Annotated in this window: 18 protein-coding genes; 4 read left to right on the top strand and 14 right to left on the bottom strand. The window is 53.7% G+C overall.

Annotated elements, in window-relative coordinates:
* Window positions 1–49: 49 nt before the first annotated feature.
* A complete protein-coding gene (gene mutM, locus IM317_RS05700) occupies window positions 50–859 on the top strand; it encodes a bifunctional DNA-formamidopyrimidine glycosylase/DNA-(apurinic or apyrimidinic site) lyase (protein ID WP_023309890.1) in 810 nt (269 codons plus the stop codon).
* Between the two features lie 2 nt (window positions 860–861).
* Here the strand turns inward: mutM and coaD are convergent, their stop codons facing one another.
* From coaD to rfaQ, 7 genes are all read right to left on the bottom strand, one after another.
* Window positions 862–1341: a pantetheine-phosphate adenylyltransferase gene (gene coaD / locus IM317_RS05695; protein ID WP_023334018.1), complete on the bottom strand. Its 480-nt coding sequence runs from the start codon at window positions 1339–1341 to the stop codon at window positions 862–864.
* A gap of 3 nt (window positions 1342–1344) precedes the next feature.
* Entirely contained in the window at window positions 1345–2115 is a 771-nt protein-coding gene (locus IM317_RS05690; protein ID WP_033147043.1) for a glycosyltransferase family 2 protein, read from the bottom strand.
* The gene (waaA, locus tag IM317_RS05685; RefSeq protein WP_032661923.1) at window positions 2115–3389 is read right to left on the bottom strand and encodes a lipid IV(A) 3-deoxy-D-manno-octulosonic acid transferase; all 1275 of its coding nucleotides are present in this window, start codon (window positions 3387–3389) and stop codon (window positions 2115–2117) included. Before waaA ends, IM317_RS05690 begins: the two co-directional genes overlap by 1 nt.
* A 66-nt stretch (window positions 3390–3455) precedes the next feature.
* Window positions 3456–4445 (bottom strand): glycosyltransferase, encoded by a 990-nt coding sequence (locus tag IM317_RS05680; RefSeq protein ID WP_033147042.1) that lies wholly within the window; start codon window positions 4443–4445, stop codon window positions 3456–3458.
* An 11-nt stretch (window positions 4446–4456) separates the two neighbouring features.
* The gene (locus IM317_RS05675; RefSeq protein ID WP_033147041.1) at window positions 4457–5557 is read right to left on the bottom strand and encodes a glycosyltransferase; all 1101 of its coding nucleotides are present in this window, start codon (window positions 5555–5557) and stop codon (window positions 4457–4459) included.
* A 2-nt stretch (window positions 5558–5559) separates the two neighbouring features.
* Entirely contained in the window at window positions 5560–6687 is a 1128-nt protein-coding gene (locus IM317_RS05670; RefSeq protein ID WP_033147040.1) for a glycosyltransferase family 4 protein, read from the bottom strand.
* Complete coding sequence (gene rfaQ / locus IM317_RS05665) at window positions 6684–7754, bottom strand: putative lipopolysaccharide heptosyltransferase III (RefSeq protein ID WP_072196584.1); 1071 nt, start codon at window positions 7752–7754, stop codon at window positions 6684–6686. Before rfaQ ends, IM317_RS05670 begins: the two co-directional genes overlap by 4 nt.
* A gap of 150 nt (window positions 7755–7904) precedes the next feature.
* Between rfaQ and IM317_RS05660 the strand changes: the two genes are divergently transcribed.
* Window positions 7905–8861, top strand: coding sequence for a polysaccharide deacetylase family protein (locus IM317_RS05660; protein WP_033147039.1), 957 nt, complete (start codon window positions 7905–7907; stop codon window positions 8859–8861).
* Between the two features lie 23 nt (window positions 8862–8884).
* On the opposite strand, the gene IM317_RS05655 is transcribed toward IM317_RS05660, so the two are convergent.
* The 6 genes from IM317_RS05655 to rfaD are packed head-to-tail and all read right to left on the bottom strand — an operon-like array spanning window position 8885 to window position 15079.
* Complete coding sequence (locus tag IM317_RS05655; protein WP_033147038.1) at window positions 8885–10096, bottom strand: O-antigen ligase; 1212 nt, start codon at window positions 10094–10096, stop codon at window positions 8885–8887.
* Entirely contained in the window at window positions 10084–10992 is a 909-nt protein-coding gene (locus IM317_RS05650) for a glycosyltransferase family 2 protein (RefSeq protein WP_033147037.1), read from the bottom strand. Before IM317_RS05650 ends, IM317_RS05655 begins: the two co-directional genes overlap by 13 nt.
* Window positions 10993–10997: 5 nt before the next feature.
* On the bottom strand, window positions 10998–12107 hold the full coding sequence (locus IM317_RS05645) for a glycosyltransferase family 9 protein (RefSeq protein WP_033147036.1): 1110 nt from the start codon (window positions 12105–12107) through the stop codon (window positions 10998–11000).
* A gap of 3 nt (window positions 12108–12110) precedes the next feature.
* Entirely contained in the window at window positions 12111–13094 is a 984-nt protein-coding gene (gene rfaC / locus IM317_RS05640; protein WP_033147035.1) for a lipopolysaccharide heptosyltransferase RfaC, read from the bottom strand.
* A 3-nt stretch (window positions 13095–13097) separates the two neighbouring features.
* Window positions 13098–14144, bottom strand: coding sequence for an ADP-heptose--LPS heptosyltransferase RfaF (gene rfaF, locus IM317_RS05635; protein WP_033147034.1), 1047 nt, complete (start codon window positions 14142–14144; stop codon window positions 13098–13100).
* Between the two features lie 2 nt (window positions 14145–14146).
* Complete coding sequence (gene rfaD / locus IM317_RS05630) at window positions 14147–15079, bottom strand: ADP-glyceromanno-heptose 6-epimerase (protein WP_008502707.1); 933 nt, start codon at window positions 15077–15079, stop codon at window positions 14147–14149.
* A 215-nt stretch (window positions 15080–15294) separates the two neighbouring features.
* Between rfaD and kbl the strand changes: the two genes are divergently transcribed.
* Both kbl and tdh read left to right on the top strand, forming a co-directional pair.
* Complete coding sequence (gene kbl, locus IM317_RS05625; RefSeq protein WP_024906617.1) at window positions 15295–16491, top strand: glycine C-acetyltransferase; 1197 nt, start codon at window positions 15295–15297, stop codon at window positions 16489–16491.
* Between the two features lie 9 nt (window positions 16492–16500).
* Window positions 16501–17529, top strand: coding sequence for an L-threonine 3-dehydrogenase (gene tdh, locus IM317_RS05620; protein ID WP_023309906.1), 1029 nt, complete (start codon window positions 16501–16503; stop codon window positions 17527–17529).
* 27 nt (window positions 17530–17556) lie between these two features.
* Here tdh and IM317_RS05615 read toward each other — a convergent pair whose 3' ends face one another.
* Window positions 17557–18471: a hypothetical protein gene (locus IM317_RS05615; protein ID WP_033147033.1), complete on the bottom strand. Its 915-nt coding sequence runs from the start codon at window positions 18469–18471 to the stop codon at window positions 17557–17559.

Genomic DNA, 18471 nt, shown 5'->3' with positions numbered 1-18471 from the left:
ACCCCGCAACTGCGGGGTTTTTTGCATTCTGCATCTCAACGGAGGAACCATGCCTGAATTACCTGAGGTAGAAACCAGCCGTCGCGGCATTGAGCCCCATCTGGTCGGCGCGACGATTCTTCACGCGGTGGTCCGCAATGGACGTCTGCGCTGGCCGGTGTCCGATGAGATCCATGCCCTGAGCGATAAACCCGTCCTTAGCGTACAGCGTCGCGCGAAATACCTGCTGCTGGAACTGCCCGACGGCTGGATTATTATCCACCTGGGGATGTCCGGGAGCCTGCGCATTCTTACCGAAGAACTGCCTGCGGAAAAGCACGACCACGTCGATCTGGTGATGAGCAACGGCAAAGTGCTCCGTTACACCGACCCACGGCGCTTTGGCGCGTGGCTGTGGACGAAGGAGCTGGAAGGGCATAACGTGCTGGCGCATCTGGGCCCGGAGCCGCTCTCAGACGCGTTTAACGCAGAATACCTCAAGGCGAAGTGTGCGAAGAAGAAAAGCCCGATTAAGCCCTGGCTGATGGATAACAAGCTGGTGGTCGGCGTGGGGAATATCTACGCCAGCGAATCGCTGTTTGCGGCGGGGATCCATCCCGATCGGCTGGCCTCTTCGCTGTCGGCGCAGGAGTGCGAGCTGCTGGTCCGGGTGATTAAAGCCGTATTACTTCGCTCGATTGAGCAGGGCGGGACAACGTTGAAGGACTTCCTGCAAAGTGACGGCAAGCCGGGCTATTTTGCCCAGGAGCTGCAGGTGTATGGCCGTAAAGGCGAACCGTGCAGAGTCTGCGGCACGCCAGTGATTGCCACGAAGCACGCCCAGCGCGCCACGTTCTACTGCCGTCAGTGCCAGAAATAAGGCTACTTTAGCTTTTCCATCAATGCCTGGTGGACGTTAGTCGGCAGGAAATGGGTGACATCGCCGTGATGACGCGCCACCTCTTTTACCAGTGTGGAAGAGATAAACGACCACTCTTTGGAGGGCATCAGGAACACGCTCTCCAGCTCCGGCATCAGGTGGCGGTTCATGTGCGCCAGCTGCATCTCATACTCGAAGTCTGCCACCGCGCGTAAACCACGGATCAGAATATTGGCCTGCTGAGCGCGGGCGAAGTTTGCCATCAGGTCGCTAAACCCGACCACCTCAACATTCGGCAGATGCGAAATGGCATCGGTGGCGAGCTGTACGCGCTCGTTGAGATCAAACATTGGCTTTTTGCTGGGGCTGGCGGCAATGGCCAGGATCACCTTGTCGAACATGCACGCCGCACGGGTGATGATATCAAGATGACCGTTGGTGATCGGATCGAAGGTACCCGGATAAATCGCTTTTGTGCTCATGGCTCACGTTTTCTCTGAGTAGCCGCGGCAGAGCGCCCACAGCTCGGTGTATTTGTTGAAAGTATACTGGGCATTCACAACCGCGAGTAACCAGCCCTGCTTGCCGTCCAGGACGCCACCACGCAGCAGCAGCGTTTTCAGGAACGCGCCCAGCGTGTGGGTGAAGATACCCGTCAGCGAGGCCTTCTTGCCGCGCTGGTGACGCTCCTGAGCCCATGCGGTGGCATAGTTGAGCTGTTTACGCTGGAAGCTCGCGAAATCACGGCAGGTCAGGTGCAGCAAATCGCCCGTCAGGGGAATGACCTGGGCGCTATCGCAGCTCAGGGATTCATGCACCAGATTGTCGTTGTATTGATACCGCTCGCGCTCGTAGAGGCGCATCACGCGGTCAGGATACCAGCCGCTGTGGCGCATAAAACGGCCAAGGAAGTAGTTGCGGCGGGCAATGCTGTATACGGCGCCAGGCTGGGGCGAGGAAATCACCGCCTGAATGGCCTGCTGAAGCTCAGGCGTGATGCGTTCGTCGGTGTCGAGCATCAGGACATAATCACCTGTGGCATAGCCCTGCGCGCGCTGGCGCTGGATGCCATAGCCCTGCCAGTCAGCGTCGACAAAGACTTTTGCGCCCGCTGCCCGGGCAACGCCCACCGTGTTGTCCGTACTTCCGGAGTCAAGAATGACTATCTCGTCAGCCCAGGCAACCGACGCCAGGCAATCCGGAAGCAGGTCGGCGGCGTTTTTGGCGATCATGACGACCGACAGGCGCGTTGACATCAGTGGCTCCGCTGGGGCAGATAAGGTTGCAGAAGCTGCAGCAGTCGGGTCAGTGCGCCCTGGTTCTGGTGCAGCACTTCGACGGCATGGCGCCCGTACCACAGGCGATAATCTTCGTCAGTCAGAAGGGTCGATACCTCTTTAACCACCGAATCCGCATCGGTCACGGTAATTAAACCATCGGCCTGCTGTAGTTTCGCGCAGATATCTTTGAAGTTAAACGTGTGCGGCCCCATCAGCACCGGAATGGCGTGGGCTGCCGGCTCCAGCGGGTTATGACCGCCGCGCTCGACCAGGCTGCCACCGACAAACGCGAGGTCAGCGATTCCGTACAGCAGCATCAGCTCGCCCATCGTATCGCCAATCACCACCTGGGTGCTGCCGGAAGGGATTTCACCGCTGCTGCGCAGCGTGAAGCTGAAGCCGCCTTTCTGCACCATTTCACGGGCATCTTTAAAACGCTCCGGATGTCGCGGCACGAGGATCAGCAGTAAATCAGGGAATTTTTCCAGCAGCTTGCGGTGAGCCTGCAGAATGATCTCTTCTTCGCCATCATGAGTACTGGTGGCAATCCAGACCTGACGACGCGGGGCCCACTGGCGACGCAGCGTGATCGCACGGGCGGCGAGTTCAGGGGTAACGGAAATATCAAATTTCAGGCTGCCCGTTACCGCAAGCTGGTTGCGTTTCAGGCCCAGCGCGATAAAGCGTGCCGCATCCTCTTCGTTCTGCGCGGCAATCAGCGTAATTTTGCTCAGCAGGCGGCGCATAAACTTACCCAGCTTGCCGTAACCTTTCGCCGAGCGCTCTGAAAGGCGGGCGTTGGCAATGACCAGCGGGATTTTACGGGCATGCAGGGCGGAAATCATATTCGGCCACAGTTCGGTTTCCATCACGATCACCAGCTTCGGGCGAACGGTATTCAGGAAACGATTCATGGCGCAGGGCAGATCGTAAGGCAGATAGACGTGCTGCACGTCTTTACCGAAAGCGGATAACGCGCGCTCCGAGCCGGTTGGCGTCATCGTCGTGACGGTGATTGGCAGCGAAGGGTAGCGGTGACGCAGGGCGCGAACCAGCGGGATCGCCGCCAGCGTTTCACCGACAGAAACGGAATGCAGCAAAATACCGTCCGGTACGACTTTATTGCGGCAGAAGCCATAGCGTTCAGCCCAGCGTTTACGATACGCAGGCGCTTTCCGGCTACGAAGCAACAGTCTCAGCCACACCAGTGGCTGAATGATGTAGAGCAGAGCGGTATACAACAATTCCAAGCGATTATCCGTTTTTTTAGTTTCGGCGGGCAAATTCTAAGCATTTAGGCCAGGTAAAGCTATCTCTTATGCCAGATACCGTTTCAAACGGAAATAACGTCGACCCAGCCGCCAGCGCAGACGCGGACTTTTTGCACTTTTCCAGATGAGTTTCCAGATGCCTGTTTCGAAGAACTCTTTAATAATCATTGATTTCTTCTTCTCATCCTTCATGTTGTCGAAGGTGTGAATAATGCCCAGCCCCTCTTTGGCAATTTGCCAGTGGCATGCAGGGATCCCTTTAACTTTATCCGGGTAGCGCTGATTGATGGCATCGAGCATCTGCAGGATTTTCATGTAGTGACGCGCGGAACGAATCAGCGTGTCGTCATTGTCCGGCATATGGGACACCGATGCAGAGTGAATGTAGTAGTCGTAATAACGTTCACTGGTGTACTGAACCCGCTCTGCCGCGAGCAGCACTTCGGTGGTCCACGGAATATCCTGATGGCGCAGGCCGGGTTCGAAATGGAAATTGTGTTTACGGATAAAGTCGTGGCGATAGATGTTCAGCCAGGTGACGTGAAGGAATTTACGAGAGTCCAGCGCCATTTTTAACCACGCAGGGCCAGCCATGACCCCAGTCGAAGCCAGTTTGTCTTCAGGGAAGATCGGGCGCGAGGGTTTCTTGTTATTCTCCCAGACGTAGTTCCCGTTACAGGTGGCGACATCCAGATCCTGCGTGACGGCCATATCCAGCAGGCGCTGGTACATGCCGGGTTTAAAGACATCATCAATATCCGGGAAAGAGAGATATTGACCCGTCGCAACGGCCAGACCGGTGTTACGCGCGATGGATACGCCCTGGTTTTGCTGTTCTATGACCTGCAGCTGCGGCAGTTTTTCTCGCCAGTTTTCGACGATCTCCATCGAGCGGTCAGTAGAGCCGTCATTGACAATGATGACTTCCATGCTGTCGATGCGTTGATTGACAAGGCAGGTAAAGAACTGATCCAGGAAAGCTTCACCGTTATAAACGGCAACCACCACGCTTAACAATGGGGCTGAATTTTGCATAAGAAACCTGATTATTTTTGATTGTCGACCAGAGCAACATATTGCTGGCAAATGGCATTGATACCGAACGACGCGATGGTTGTATCGCCAACGACCGGCGGGGCGGTATAAATATCCGCCAGCGTTTTTGCCAGTGACTCGTCATTTAACTCTGCCAGCCCGCGCGCTAAAGCGCCGGTGAGGATTTCGGCAGGGCCTCCGGGGCAATTTGTACTGACCGGTGGCGTCTGGCAGATAATGGCTTCGACCAGCACATTACCAAAACCTTCGCAGTCAGAACTTAACACTAAAAGGCGTGCCCCTTTAATCCAGGGATAGGGATTGGACTCGAACGGGCGGAAAACCGTTTTGTTTTCAATACCCAGCTCGGCAGCAAGCTGCTTGAGTTTTTGAATTTGAACGTCAGATCCATTACCCATCATGACCAGCGTGGTGTCAATTTTACTCAGGGCGAACGCACGTAAGAGTCGGTCGTGGCGTTTGTGCTCATGGAAGCGGCCAACATGAATAATGTAATCCTTTCCCTGCATCTCGAAGGGCGCATCCGCCAGACGCTGAATTTCAGGAATATCGAAAGGATTATGGATAACCGCTTTGCGTCGAAGATTGAGCGCCAGCGTTTCGGAAAGATCTGTCAACACGGCGCCTGAGACGGCGACAACGTTGCGGTTTTCGTAGGTATGACGGATTTTAAGATGTTTAAACCAGCGCGAAAGTCCGCTGCGATGGCGAAGATAGGAAAACGAGAACATGCCGTGCACGCAGAACCAGACTTTATCACGTTCCAGCGCGCGGCAGTGCGACACAATGCGGTCGGTTTTGTGCAGGTGAGAGAACACCACATCAAATTTGCCGCTGCGCTCAGCTCGCTCAATCGCCTGATCCAGCAGTTGGGCGCGGCGTGGGATTTCCGTCAGCTTTCGCCACGGTTTTTTACATGTGTCCTGAACAACCCGATAATCGATGCCTTCCGGGATGGCGTAGTCGCACACTTTCCGCAGAGAGAATAGAGAGACCTGATGTCCCATTTCTATTAATCCACGGGAGAGTGTAAGAACCGTTTTTTCAGCTCCTCCACCGGGTAAACCATCAATAATCATTAGGATGCGCATTTTTAATCCAGTAATTTTTGATAAAGCGTAATAAGCTGACTTGATAGTTTTTCGGGAGTGGCGTCTTTTACACGTTCACGTGCCGCTCGTCCCATATTGTTATTTTTTTCCAGTGAAGGAATGGCGGCTACCGCTTCCTTCAATGTACTGATATCAAGTGCGTCACAATAAAATCCGTTCTGGCCTTGTTGAATAAACTCTGCACCACCGCAACTCTCTGAAGTAATGACGGGCAAGCCGCAGGCCATCGCTTCAAGAATGACGTTAGGAAAGGGATCATACAGCGTTGGCAACAGTAAACCATCGGATAGCTGATAAAAAGGCAGAGTTTCTTTTTGCACCCCCAGGAAACGGATTTGCCCCTCGCAGCCTAACGAACGGGCGAGGTCGCGATAACGACGCTCTGCTTTATCTTGCCCAACCACAATCAGCCAGGCTGATGTTCCAGCGATAGCGCGTATGGCGCTGGCTAATCCTTTTCGTTCAAACCCTGAGCCAACAAAACAGAACACAACGGCATCGGCTGGCAAACCAAATTGCTGGCGCAGCATCGCACGCTGTGCCTCCTGGGCCGGAACGAAGCGGCTGGAATCAATAGAATTATAAATCACATGAATTTTATTTGCGTCAATATCAAAGTCTTCAACGATTTCGCGTTTGATCATCTCCGCATTACAGATTACGGCTTTCAACTCAGGCGCCTGATACATTTCCCGTTCCGCACGCATCACGTAGCGGTGATAGCGGTCATACATCAGCATTTGCGCACGCCAGGCAGGTAAAATGCGCGCGCGCTGAAGCAGCCAGCGACGATGCACCCCATCACCCGCGCGATAGATATCACAACCCGGGATGCGCTCATGGCTTTGAACAATATCAAACTGCTGTTGCTGCCACAGCGCGCGCGCGGCCTGTGCAAATCCGCGCTCTCGACTGATGCGGCCCCATTTTTGAGGGTTGCAAATATGGATATGCCAGTCGTCTTGCTTCTCTCCCTGCCACTCACGCGTGATGACGTTGAGCTCAAGGTTCTGATTGCTCAGCGCGGTGAGAGCGCGCGAAACGAAGCGTTCCGCTCCGCCATCAGGGCGATACTTTTGTCGAACAATGGCCAGACGATGGTGTTTCATGACAGATATCTCCTTGCGGCGGAGACGACAGCATCAACGGGAATGGCGTCGAGATAGCGTTCTTTCGTTTTGGTATCAATGGCATCCGGATCGGGTAAAGGGCCGTAATCGCCGGCCCAGATGACTTCACCGTTGACTTGCCATGGAGACCAAAACGTGAGTTTAGAAGGACCAAACAGCGCCACGCAGGGTGTTTGCAGCGCGGCGGCCATATGCATTGGAACGGAGTCAACGCCGATAAAAAGACGCGCATGATCGATGAGTGAGGCCAGCTGGCGCAACGTTAGCTGGCCCGCCAGCGAGACGACTCCCGTCTTCGGCGAGGCGGCGAGAATGCGATCGATCATCGCCAGCTCTTTTTTATCCGGCCCCGCGGTGAGCACAACCGTATGACCATCCTGCTGCAGTGCAGTAATGGTTTGCGCCATTTTGTCTTCGCTCCAGCATTTAAAGAACCAGCGGGACGTCGGCTGGATCACGATATAGCTGTCGCCCACGGCCGTCTGCGTCAGCTTTTGGCGGGCATGATGCCAGTCTTCTGCGGTGTAAGCCATGGTGACGGCAGGCTGCGGCGCGACCGGTAATGGCGCCAGAATGGAAAGATTCTGTTCGACCGTATGCAGGGATTTGTGGCCGTCGACAGAGACCAGATCGGTGTGACAAAAACGCCAGAATGCACTGTTGCGTTTGTTAAACGCGAATCCGAGGCGAACGGGTGCACCGGTGAAACGGGTGACGATCGCGCTACGCCATTGATCGGCCAAGTTAATCACCAGATGATAATGCTGATTTCTTAACGCACGCAGCAACTGCCACTCTTTTTGAAGATGCTTGAGCGTGCCAAGCTGTTTCCATTTACGATCGATTCCATAAATTGTACCGATCGCCGGATGCGCGGCGAGCATATCGCGCGTTTCTTCATACAGCAGGACATCAATCTGCGCCTGCGGCCATTTTTGACGTAGCGAATCAATGACGGGAGTGGTCAGCAACATGTCGCCATGATGGCGGAGTTTGATAAGTAAAATGCGCAAATCAGGTGTGTCAGGTAAGTTATTCATCATCATCTTATCGGCGTTGTACTGATGGCAATTCTAATAGACCTGATAGCGACTTGCACTCTTTCTCCATAATCTCAGTAATTTCCCTGGAAGGGTTTACTCATGCTTTGGAGAGTGCGTAACATAGCGCTAACTTTCCTGTCTTGCGGACTCATTATGAACAAACCAGCGTTTATCATCACAATTGATACTGAGGGCGATAATCTCTGGCAAAATCACCGCGTCATTAAAACGGAAAATGCGCGTTATCTGGCGCGTTTCCAGGCGCTTTGTGAGCGTTTCGGCTTTAAGCCCGTGTGGCTGACCAATTACGAGATGGCGATCGAACCCGTTTTCATCGAATTCGCCAGGGACGCAATCGCCCGCGGTCAGGGGGAGGTGGGAATGCACCTTCACGCATGGAATAGCCCGCCGGAGCACGATCTCACGGGCGATGACTGGCGATGGCAGCCTTATCTGGTTGAATTTTCGGATGAGGTGATGCGCGAAAAAGTGCTGTTCATGACACGCCTGCTGGAAGAGACCTTCCAGACCAAAATGTTAAGCCACCGTGCCGGACGTTGGGCATTTGACAGTCGCTACGCAAAATTGCTCGTTGAACTGGGCTACCAGGTGGATTGCTCCGTGACGCCACGCGTGAACTGGCGCAATGCGAAAGGCGCCCCACAGGGTAATGGCGGAACGGATTATCAGCATTTCCCCGACCACGCCTATTTCATGGATTTAGACAATATTTCCCGGGCAGGCCATAGCCCATTACTCGAAGTGCCGATGAGCATTCAGTATAAACACCCGGCGTGGTTGAACACGATCAAACAGGGTTACGACAGGCTTCGCGGTAAATACCGCTCTCCCTCTGTGAACTGGCTAAGACCGTCCGGTGGGAATGCGGCGCAAATGATTCAGGTCGCACAGCAATGCCTGTCGCAGGGAAGTGAGTACGTGGAGTTTATGCTTCATTCGTCGGAATTTATGCCTGGCGGAAGCCCAACGTTTAAAGATGAGGCGGCGATTGAAGGGTTGTATCAGGATTTAGAAACGCTTTTTAGCTGGTTATCCGATAAGACGGTAGGGATGACGCTGGCGGAGTTTTATCAATACAAGAAAAAATAATGCCCGCCAGGCGGGCATTATCATTAGCGTTGCCTGGTTTGCGAAAAAGGGGTACTCAGCGCAAACACGGTGACAAAGAAGATTAAAGCCTCAGAACTCAACAGTATGACGTCAGTCAGGCCATAGAGTAATAAAAGAAGCATGGTCGTCAGCAGCAGGCCATTTCTGTTTTTAAGGGCGTAAACGATCATCGATATATAGAAAAACACTAATATCGCCAGCCCTGGGATCCCCTGCAGAGAATATTTCTCAATAAACTCATTGTGCAGATGCACCCTGATAAACTCGAGTGCAGCCGCGAGGTGTGGGTGCCCATTTTTCACATATTGCTGTGTCCATATTTCGCGGTCTTCAACTGACTGCCCTAAAGGATGGGCCAGCCCGTTTTGAATGCCAACACTCCACATAGAAAAACGTGCGCCGAGCGAGGTTGCATCATTACCTTTTTGATAACTTTCAACTTCAGCTTGTGTTTGTTGTAGCTTGGGTAGGATTAATGGTTTGTAGCTAACGATAACAATACCCGCCACAATACATAAGAAAATCAGCGTAGATTTAAGGTGTATTCTTCTGAAGTGATAAAGCGTGAGTACAATCGCCAGGAGTAGATATAACCCCATTGCGGCACGGGTGCCCGTTAGAAGAATGACGAAATAAGATATTAAGATGATGAGTCCTGCGGCTACATACAGTTTGATATTTTTCTGTAGATAAAGGCTGTATACAAACGCCAGTGACAATACAGAATAAACATAGGCCGACACGGTCGCACGGTTTATGGCCATCTCGATACGCCCCATACCCTGTGAAGCCTGCCATAAGCCATAGCCAGTGGCGAGTATAAACCCTGCACCAGAGGCGTATAAAAAATATTTCTGGAAGGATGCTCTATCAATATAAGACTTAAACCGGTCAAGGTAAAAAATGAGAATACTTGCCAGAATTAATTTTTTACTTGCACCGAGATAATCGCTATAAACGTTCAGACCTTCGCTATGATATTCATACACCAGATACCAGCCAAGATTAAGCAGGCCAATCAATAAAATCGGCAATGCGATAGAAAAAGGACGCATTGTGATTTTTTTATATTCGCACGCTAAGCCGATAATGCTGGCATAAATCGCAATATAGAAAAACTCTCGCTGCTTACCTGAACTCAGCAGCGCCAGCGCAAGCGAAATAAGGCTCAAAATCAGCGTCAGCTGATAAAGCCGCAGTTTTACTTTTTCCATAATGCCTCAATGACCCTTTTTTTGTAGCTGAAACGTACATCTCTGGTAAAGAAGAAAGAGAGAGAATAAAGTGCATTGACCCGCTGTTTAACCAGTTTGAGTTGCAGGTCAGTCAGATGCTGCCGGTGGTTTCTGTAGATATCAAACCAGTGACAATTAACAAGATGCTTAAAAGAACGAGGGAATGTTTCTTCCATTTGTAATGTGCAATCAACCAGCGTAGCGATTTTACTGGCGTCGAGACGGCTCGACAAACTGTCGTTACGTTTGATGTAATAATAATGTCCCTGACGCTGATAGACTATTTTACTCGATTGCATCAGCATGCCGGGAAACACGGCAAAATCTTCATAGCAGACCATCGAAGGAATCGGGTTATTCACATACAATTCCCGATGAATGAATTGCCCGATGAGATGTGCCTGAAAATCTTTGTGCTGCAGGAACCGCTTTATTGCCTCATGTTGTGACAAAGCAACAGGAGAGAACCCCTGCCAGTCGGCTGTCATTTTTTTGGTGTCGCGAATTTCCAGCAGGCGCGTCAGGAGCATATCAGGGCGCTCTGATTTGAGAAACGCCACCGCGTCCCTGATGCTGCCCGGTTTCATCCGGTCATCGCTATCCAGCATGGTAATGTATTCACCTGTGGCCAGCGAGAGGGCACTGTTTCGAACATGGCCTACGTTACGGTACTCGACGTATCGGGATTGCGCATTCGGAAGCATTGGCAGCCACGCTTCAATAATATCCTGCGTTGAGTCGTTTGAACTGTCGTTAAAGATAATGATCTCTACATCATCCCACGCACCCTCAATCGCGTTTTGCAGGCTTTCTAGCGTGGTGTGAAGCGTATCTTTGGCGTTATGCGCGGCAATAATGATGCTTAGAAAAGCCATAATAATTAGTTTCCCTGAGCATCAAAGGAGTATGCGTCTGTATTAATTGTGGGTAACTCGCAAATGAAGTGTTTGAGTTCACGTAGCGCTTCGTCTGTTACAGCGAAGAGTTCTTCCCGGCTCTGTGAGAAGTAATATCGTGTTTCAAAAACATATGAGCAAATGTTGTCATCATTACCAATCAGCAATACGTTGCCCAGCGGACGCTGTTCATAGTGGCAACAAGGCCCGAACAGTAAGATTACCGGCACGCCGACTGCATCGGCAATGTAGACATTCCCCGAGTCAGACGCGATATAGCAATCCATTTTAGAAATGGCCCACGGCAGCTCTTCAAGCGAGATTTTGCCAATCAGATTAATAAAGTTGGGCAGTTCACCGTAAGCGCGGGTGATGTCGTCCATCCACGATTGTTCATTCGGGGCGCCAAACACATAAAATTCGCAGGGCAGGTCGGCGAGACGATCGGAAATTTGCTTCCAGATGACCGGCGGAACGGTTTTCGCTTTATTTCCCGCGGCTACGCTGATGCCAATGCGGATCACGCCGGGTTTATCGAGGATTGCCGGATAGGTCGCAGGTTTGAAAAGTGGCTTTGTGGCGTGCTTTGGCGAGTCTTGCCAGGTTAAGGTGCGATCGGCCAGTTTGAGATAGTTCGTGACTGAAAGAGTCTTCTTACCGTGTTCAACAGTACCGTCTGCCGTTGCATAGAAAATACCGTGATACCATCTGCGCGTGTAAGTGCTTAAAAACTGTTTGTTTTTAGCGTTACACACGGAGGCGAAAAAGAGGTTCACGCTATTGGGTTGCAGGAGATAGACATTGTCATAGCGGTTCATGATCCGGCAGGCAAAGACCAGCTTTCGCCACAGGTTACGCTTATGCTGCTCGATAAAAAAAATCTCATCGATCGTCTCATCATGCTTCGCCAGCGCACCCACGCTACGACTGATGAGCACGTCGCTTTTTTGCAGGTATGCCAGAAGGGGCGTTGCATTAACAAAATCGCCGATTTTTGCTGTCTGAATGACCAGGTTTTTACCTGTCTCTTTGCGGAACAGCTTCCGGATAAGCTTCACCGGAAAGAGTAAAATCAGCAGAAATACGTAACTCATGCGTTAGATATCCCTGTTGGAAAGCCAACGGCTGCCCTGTAAAAATGAAAAAATAGCATCTGCGCTGATATCCTTCGTTTGCTGGGTCGGGCTGACCATCTGATGCTGGTTTTTACCGTAACCCCCGATCAATCCGGGATCGGTCGGACCAAAAATCGTAATATTCGGACGATCCAGCGCCGCGGTTAAATGGCTTAAACCTGTATCAACGGAAACAACAGCATTCGCTCCCGCCAGCTGCGCGGCAACCTGCGCCAGCGTGAGTTTCGGCAATACCTCGACGTGTGAAAAACCTGCTGCCAGACGCTCTGCACGCTGCCGCTCATGTTCAGCGCCCCAGGGCAGTTTAATATGGATGCCGGTAGGTTGCATTAGTTCAATCAGGCTTCGCCAGTGCGTTTCCGGCCAGTGTTTATCGTCGCGCGTTGTGGCATGCAGGAAGACAAGATAAGGCTGCGCACAGGGATCTGTATTGCGCAAAAAGTGCTGCGCAATGGCGTAGTCGCCCTGGGTTTCCGGTTTCGCATAGCCCAGACTTTTTGCAAACAGCTCGCGGGTACGTTCTACGGCATGCTGTTGCTTTACGATGTGGTGCCGACGGTTATAGAACAGGCTCGCCAGCGGTTCGCGGGCGGTATGCCAGTCCATGCCGTGCTTTACGCCGTGTGCCAGACGCGTCACCAGCGCGGCGCTTTTCACCAGCCCCTGGGCGTCGATGATGGCGTCGTAATGCTGTGCCCGCACCGCCTCACGGAAGGCTTTGCGTTCGGCTTTAATCGGCGCGGAGAACCACGCTTTGCGCCAGCGGCGGATCGCCACCGGGATCACGCGGTCAACCGCTTCATGCCAGGTGGGGATCTGCGCGAAGCCTTCTTCCACCACCCAGTCAAAACGAATGTCGGGAATGGCCCGCATGGCGTCCGTCAGTGACGGGAGCGTATGCAGAACATCGCCCATCGAAGAAGTTTTAACGATCAGTACCCGCATTCGTTATCCTTCTTCGCTCAACAGCAGTTCGTTAAGCTCTTCGAGAACGCGCTCTGGCGTAATGTCGATCAGGCTCTGATGGTAGCCTTCTGCGGCATCGCCCTTGCGTACTTTGTGATAGCCGGTGATCAGGCGGATGACGCGCGCTTTATGAGAAAGCGGGGGCGTGAAGTCCGGGCTACTTGGGCCATACAGCGCCACCAGCGGGCGGTTTAGCGCGGCGGCGACGTGCATCAGGCCCGAATCGTTGCTGACCACGGCCTCACAGGCGGCAATCAGAATAACAGCCTGTTCAAGCTGCGTTTCTCCCGCCAGGTTGCGGCACCAGGCCTGCTGTTCATTACTGAGCGTCGCGAGAATTTCGTTGCCTGCCTCGTGGTCCTTTGCCGAACCGAACAGAACAATCTGGTAGCCTTCGTCAATCAGCTGTTTCGCCAGCTCCGCATAGTGATAGTGCGGCCAGCGTTTTGCCGGGCCGAACTCGGCGCCGGGGCAGAAGCCAATCATCGGGCGTTCAGACGAAAGGCCAAACGCGCTGCAGGTCTGGGATTTTTCACCGTCGTTAACCTGAAGCTGTGGCCACAGCAGCGGCTGCGGCAGATCTTTCGCACTGCGCATCACGCCTTTGTCGTAGGCCAGCGCCACATAGCGCTCCACCATCAGCGGCCAGGCCTCTTTATCCAGCACCCGCGCATCGTTCAGCAGGCCGTAGCGCATTTCACCGCGCCAGCCGGTGCGATGTGGGATACCTGCAAAGAAAGGCACAAGGGCGGATTTAAAGGAGTTTGGCAGGACATACGCCCGATCGTAGCGCTTATCGCGCAGGCTATGGCCGAGCTTGCGGCGTTCGCCAATTTCCAGCGCCCCGTGGCCAAGCGGCATCGGGATCGCCTCGTTCACTTCCGGCATACGCGACAACAGCGGACGGCACCACGCGGGTGCCATCACGTCGATTATCGCCTGGGGATAACGCGCCTTGAGCGTGCGATAGAGACTTTGCGACATCATCATGTCGCCCACCCATGACGGGCCGATCACCAGAATCTTCATACTTATGCGTCGCGGTTCAGCCAGGCCATATATTCCGTTACGCCTTCGGCAACGGTCTTGAACGGCTTGTCGTAGCCTGCGGCGCGCAGGTTGGTCAGGTCAGCCTGGGTGAACGCCTGATAACGGCCTTTCAGCTTGTCAGGGAACGGAATGTACTCGATGCTGCCTTTTTTGTGATACGCCAGCGTTGCGTCAGCCACCGCCTGGAAGGACTCCGCGCGGCCTGTACCCAGGTTGAAGATGCCGGATACGCCGTTTTCCCAGAACCACAGGTTCACTGCGGCTACGTCGCCTACGTAAACGAAGTCGCGCTTAAAGCCGTCACTGCCCTCGAACAGTTTCGGGCTTTCGCCGTTATTCAGCTGGGTGTTCAGGTGGAACGCCACGCTCGCCATGCTGCCTTTGTGGCCTTCGCGCGGTCCGTAGACGTTGAAGTAACGGAAGCCGACGATCTGCGAGTTCGCTTCAGGCAGCACCTGACGCACGTACTCGTCGAACAGGAATTTGGAGTAACCGTAGACGTTCAGCGGCTGTTCATACTCGCGGGATTCGATAAAGTCAGAGGTGCGGCCGCCGTAGGTTGCCGCGGAGGAGGCATACAGGAACGGAATTTCACGCTCCAGGCAGTAGTGCAGGATCTCTTTGGAGTACTGATAGTTATTGTCCATCATGTACTTGCCGTCCCACTCGGTGGTGGAAGAACACGCACCTTCGTGGAAGATGGCTTCGATCTCGCCGAACTCTTCGCCTGCCATAATCTGGATAAGGAAGTCTTCTTTATCCATGTAGTCAGCGATGTTCAGATCCACCAGGTTGACGAACTTGGTGCCGTCTTTCAGGTTGTCAACCACCAGGATGTCGGTGATGCCTTTGTCATTGAGAGCCTTAACAATATTGCTGCCGATAAAGCCCGCGCCGCCGGTAACGATGATCATAACTGTAACCTTTGAAGTGTGGAGCCCGGGGACAATCCCGGACGCTAATGTCTCTATCATATCATTAGTATGGCTGCCCTTCAGCCATTCACCTTCACAGCGCAGGGGTACGCGTGATTTATGCTGCAAAAACGACAAGAGATGACGTGTCATCTCGTCATGAACTATAGGTTTGGGTAATATGTCCCGAAATTTGCCGAGTCTGGAGAATTGCAATGCGTGGTGATTTTTACAAACAGTTAAACAGCGACCTCGACACCGCACGTGCGGAAGGGTTGTTCAAGGAAGAGCGTATTATCACGTCTGCCCAGCAGGCGGACATCACCGTTGCCGACGGCAGCCATGTGATCAACTTTTGTGCGAACAACTACTTAGGTCTTGCGAATCACCCTGAGCTGATTGCCGCTGCAAAAAACGGCATGGACACCCACGGTTTCGGCATGGCCTCCGTACGCTTTATCTGCGGTACGCAGGACAGCCACAAGCAGCTTGAGCAAAAGCTGGCGAGCTTCCTCGGAATGGAAGACGCGATTCTGTACTCCTCCTGCTTCGACGCCAACGGCGGTCTGTTTGAGACCCTGCTTGGCGCAGAAGATGCGATTATCTCCGACGCCCTGAACCACGCCTCCATCATTGACGGCGTACGCCTGTGCAAAGCGAAGCGTTTCCGCTACGCCAACAACGACATGGTCGAGCTGGAAGCGCGCCTGAAAGAGGCTCGTGAAGCGGGGGCTCGCCACGTGCTGATCGCCACCGACGGCGTGTTCTCCATGGACGGCGTGATCGCCAACCTGAAGGGCGTGTGCGACCTGGCGGATAAATACGACGCGCTGGTGATGGTTGATGACTCTCACGCGGTCGGTTTTGTCGGCGAAAACGGCCGCGGTTCCCACGAATACTGTGACGTGATGGGCCGCGTGGATATCATCACCGGTACGCTGGGCAAAGCGCTCGGCGGCGCGTCCGGCGGCTATACCGCCGCGCGTAAAGAGGTGGTCGAGTGGCTGCGCCAGCGCTCTCGCCCGTACCTGTTCTCCAACTCCCTGGCGCCGGCCATTGTTGCCGCCTCCATCAAGGTGCTGGAGATGGTGGAGTCCGGCGCTGAGCTGCGCGACCGCCTGTGGTCCAACGCCCGTCTGTTCCGTGAAAAAATGAGCGCCGCAGGGTTTACCCTGGCCGGTGCTGACCACGCGATCATTCCGGTGATGCTGGGCGATGCGGTCGTCGCGCAGCAATTTGCCCGCGAACTGCAGAAAGAAGGGATTTACGTCACCGGGTTCTTCTTCCCGGTGGTGCCAAAAGGTCAGGCGCGTATCCGCACCCAGATGTCTGCGGCGCATACGCCTGAACAAATTGAACGTGCGGTGGAAGCCTTTACCCGCATCGGCAAACAGCTGGGCGTAATTGCCTGAGGACGTGTGATGAAAGCGTTATCCAAACTGAAAGCGGAAGAAGGGATTTGGATGACCGACGTGCCGGAGCCGGAAGTCGGTCATAACGATCTGCTGATCAAAATTCGTAAAACCGCCATCTGCGGTACTGACGTTCACATCTACAACTGGGACCAGTGGTCGCAGAAAACCATTCCGGTACCGATGGTTGTCGGTCACGAATATGTCGGTGAAGTGGTGGGTATCGGCCAGGAAGTGAAAGGCTTCCAAATTGGCGATCGCGTCTCCGGTGAAGGCCATATTACCTGCGGCCACTGCCGTAACTGCCGCGGCGGACGTACGCACCTGTGCCGTAATACCATTGGCGTGGGCGTAAACCGCCCGGGCTGCTTCGCGGAATACCTGGTGATCCCGGCGTTTAACGCGTTCAAAATCCCGGACAATATCTCTGACGACCTGGCCTCCATCTTCGACCCGTTCGGCAACGCGGTGCATACGGCGCTCTCCTTCGACCTGGTCGGTGAAGACGTGCTGGTCTCCGGTGCGGGCCCAATCGGCATTATGGCGGCAGCCGTAGCGAAGCACGTGGGCGCGCGCAACGTTGTGATCACCGACGTGAACGAATACCGTCTGTCGCTGGCGCGCAAAATGGGCGTCACCCGCGCGGTGGATGTTTCGAAAGAGAGCCTGACCGACGTGATGGAAGAGCTGGGCATGACCGAAGGCTTTGACGTGGGTCTGGAGATGTCCGGTGCGCCACCGGCGTTCCGCACCATGCTCGACACCATGAACCACGGTGGCCGTATCGCGATGCTGGGTATTCCGCCGTCAGATATGTCTATCGACTGGAACAAAGTCATCTTCAAGGGACTGTTCATCAAGGGCATCTATGGCCGCGAGATGTTCGAGACCTGGTACAAGATGGCGGCGCTGATCCAGTCCGGTCTGGATCTGTCCCCGATTATTACTCACCGTTTCTCCATCGATGAGTTCCAGCAGGGCTTCGACGCGATGCGTTCCGGCCAGTCAGGAAAAGTGATCCTGAGCTGGGATAAGTAATCAAAAAGGGGCCTCAGGCCCCTTATTTTATTGCTTCTTTTTCTCTTCATCCGTCAGGTAGCGCACCTTGCGGGTGTAGTCCTGACCTTTGAACAGCAGTTTGTTATCCGGCGATTCAAGGTACTTCTGCCATTCGGAGAGAGGGAAACCGCCGTGCGCGCCAATCACCTCTTTCGGTACAACGGCTTCCTGACCGCCAATTTTTTTCGAGACCGGCCAGTTCATCCAGTCACCCAGGTTAACCGTTTTTAGATCCAGCATGTCCAGCAGCGCGGCGAGCGGCAGCTGATCGGTCGGCGGCTGCGTATCATCCATCAGCTCCCAGGTATCCTGGAACAGCGTCAGCCACAGCGGGCAGATACGGCGCCAGGTTTTTTTGGTTGCCGCAAGAAACGCGCCGTTAACGTGATCGACCAGATACGGGCGCACCGTCTCTTTGTAATACGCCGGCACTTTCTCCACTGGCGCACCGTCCAGCTTGGCAATCATTTTGCCCTGACGGAAGCTGGAGTAAATGTGCATATCGGCCATGTTGATCTCTGGCATTTTCAGCAAGTTGAGATCGGAATCGATCATCAATACCCCTTCACCGCGAGCCTGCAGCGGGGCGTTAAGCTTCACCAGCCGGCTGAGGTAGATCTGCTTATAGCGGTAACTTTCCTCACGTACGGGAAGGTTAAGCGTCACGACGCGGGTTTTAGGCGGCAGTACCCCAAAGGCGGATTCAGGCTGATCGCTGACGATGACGATTTCGCTTACCCCGGTGGCATAACGTTCCGCGAAGGTGGCAGAGAGTAATGCTTCTTCGACGAAATCTGCGCCGGTACACGGAATCACAATAGAATCCACCGCAGCAAGCGCGCCCGTCACGGGCAGAGAGCTGTAAGGAATGTTGTGTCGCCCGGTGATATGACGATAGCGAGCATTAAGAAATTTAAACAT

It is taken from the genome of Enterobacter cloacae complex sp. S3, from assembly GCF_014930495.1.
In the GTDB taxonomy this organism is placed as follows: domain Bacteria; phylum Pseudomonadota; class Gammaproteobacteria; order Enterobacterales; family Enterobacteriaceae; genus Enterobacter; species Enterobacter asburiae_B.
The sequence above is the reverse complement of the archived record's forward strand: the minus strand, read 5'-3'. Positions and strand labels throughout refer to the sequence as shown.

Bases quoted from the DNA above. Each gene is read 5' to 3' on its own strand.
- mutM (WP_023309890.1), top strand. From the start codon at position 50: ATGCCTGAATTACCTGAGGTAGAAACCAGCCGTCGCGGCATTGAGCCC.
- coaD (WP_023334018.1), bottom strand. From the start codon at position 1,341: ATGAGCACAAAAGCGATTTATCCGGGTACCTTCGATCCGATCACCAAC.
- IM317_RS05690 (WP_033147043.1), bottom strand. From the start codon at position 2,115: ATGTCAACGCGCCTGTCGGTCGTCATGATCGCCAAAAACGCCGCCGAC.
- IM317_RS05680 (WP_033147042.1), bottom strand. From the start codon at position 4,445: ATGCAAAATTCAGCCCCATTGTTAAGCGTGGTGGTTGCCGTTTATAAC.
- IM317_RS05675 (WP_033147041.1), bottom strand. From the start codon at position 5,557: ATGCGCATCCTAATGATTATTGATGGTTTACCCGGTGGAGGAGCTGAA.
- IM317_RS05670 (WP_033147040.1), bottom strand. From the start codon at position 6,687: ATGAAACACCATCGTCTGGCCATTGTTCGACAAAAGTATCGCCCTGAT.
- rfaQ (WP_072196584.1), bottom strand. From the start codon at position 7,754: ATGATGATGAATAACTTACCTGACACACCTGATTTGCGCATTTTACTT.
- IM317_RS05660 (WP_033147039.1), top strand. From the start codon at position 7,905: ATGAACAAACCAGCGTTTATCATCACAATTGATACTGAGGGCGATAAT.
- IM317_RS05655 (WP_033147038.1), bottom strand. From the start codon at position 10,096: ATGGAAAAAGTAAAACTGCGGCTTTATCAGCTGACGCTGATTTTGAGC.
- IM317_RS05650 (WP_033147037.1), bottom strand. From the start codon at position 10,992: ATGGCTTTTCTAAGCATCATTATTGCCGCGCATAACGCCAAAGATACG.
- IM317_RS05645 (WP_033147036.1), bottom strand. From the start codon at position 12,107: ATGAGTTACGTATTTCTGCTGATTTTACTCTTTCCGGTGAAGCTTATC.
- rfaC (WP_033147035.1), bottom strand. From the start codon at position 13,094: ATGCGGGTACTGATCGTTAAAACTTCTTCGATGGGCGATGTTCTGCAT.
- rfaF (WP_033147034.1), bottom strand. From the start codon at position 14,144: ATGAAGATTCTGGTGATCGGCCCGTCATGGGTGGGCGACATGATGATG.
- rfaD (WP_008502707.1), bottom strand. From the start codon at position 15,079: ATGATCATCGTTACCGGCGGCGCGGGCTTTATCGGCAGCAATATTGTT.
- kbl (WP_024906617.1), top strand. From the start codon at position 15,295: ATGCGTGGTGATTTTTACAAACAGTTAAACAGCGACCTCGACACCGCA.
- tdh (WP_023309906.1), top strand. From the start codon at position 16,501: ATGAAAGCGTTATCCAAACTGAAAGCGGAAGAAGGGATTTGGATGACC.
- IM317_RS05615 (WP_033147033.1), bottom strand. From the start codon at position 18,471: ATGTTTAAATTTCTTAATGCTCGCTATCGTCATATCACCGGGCGACAC.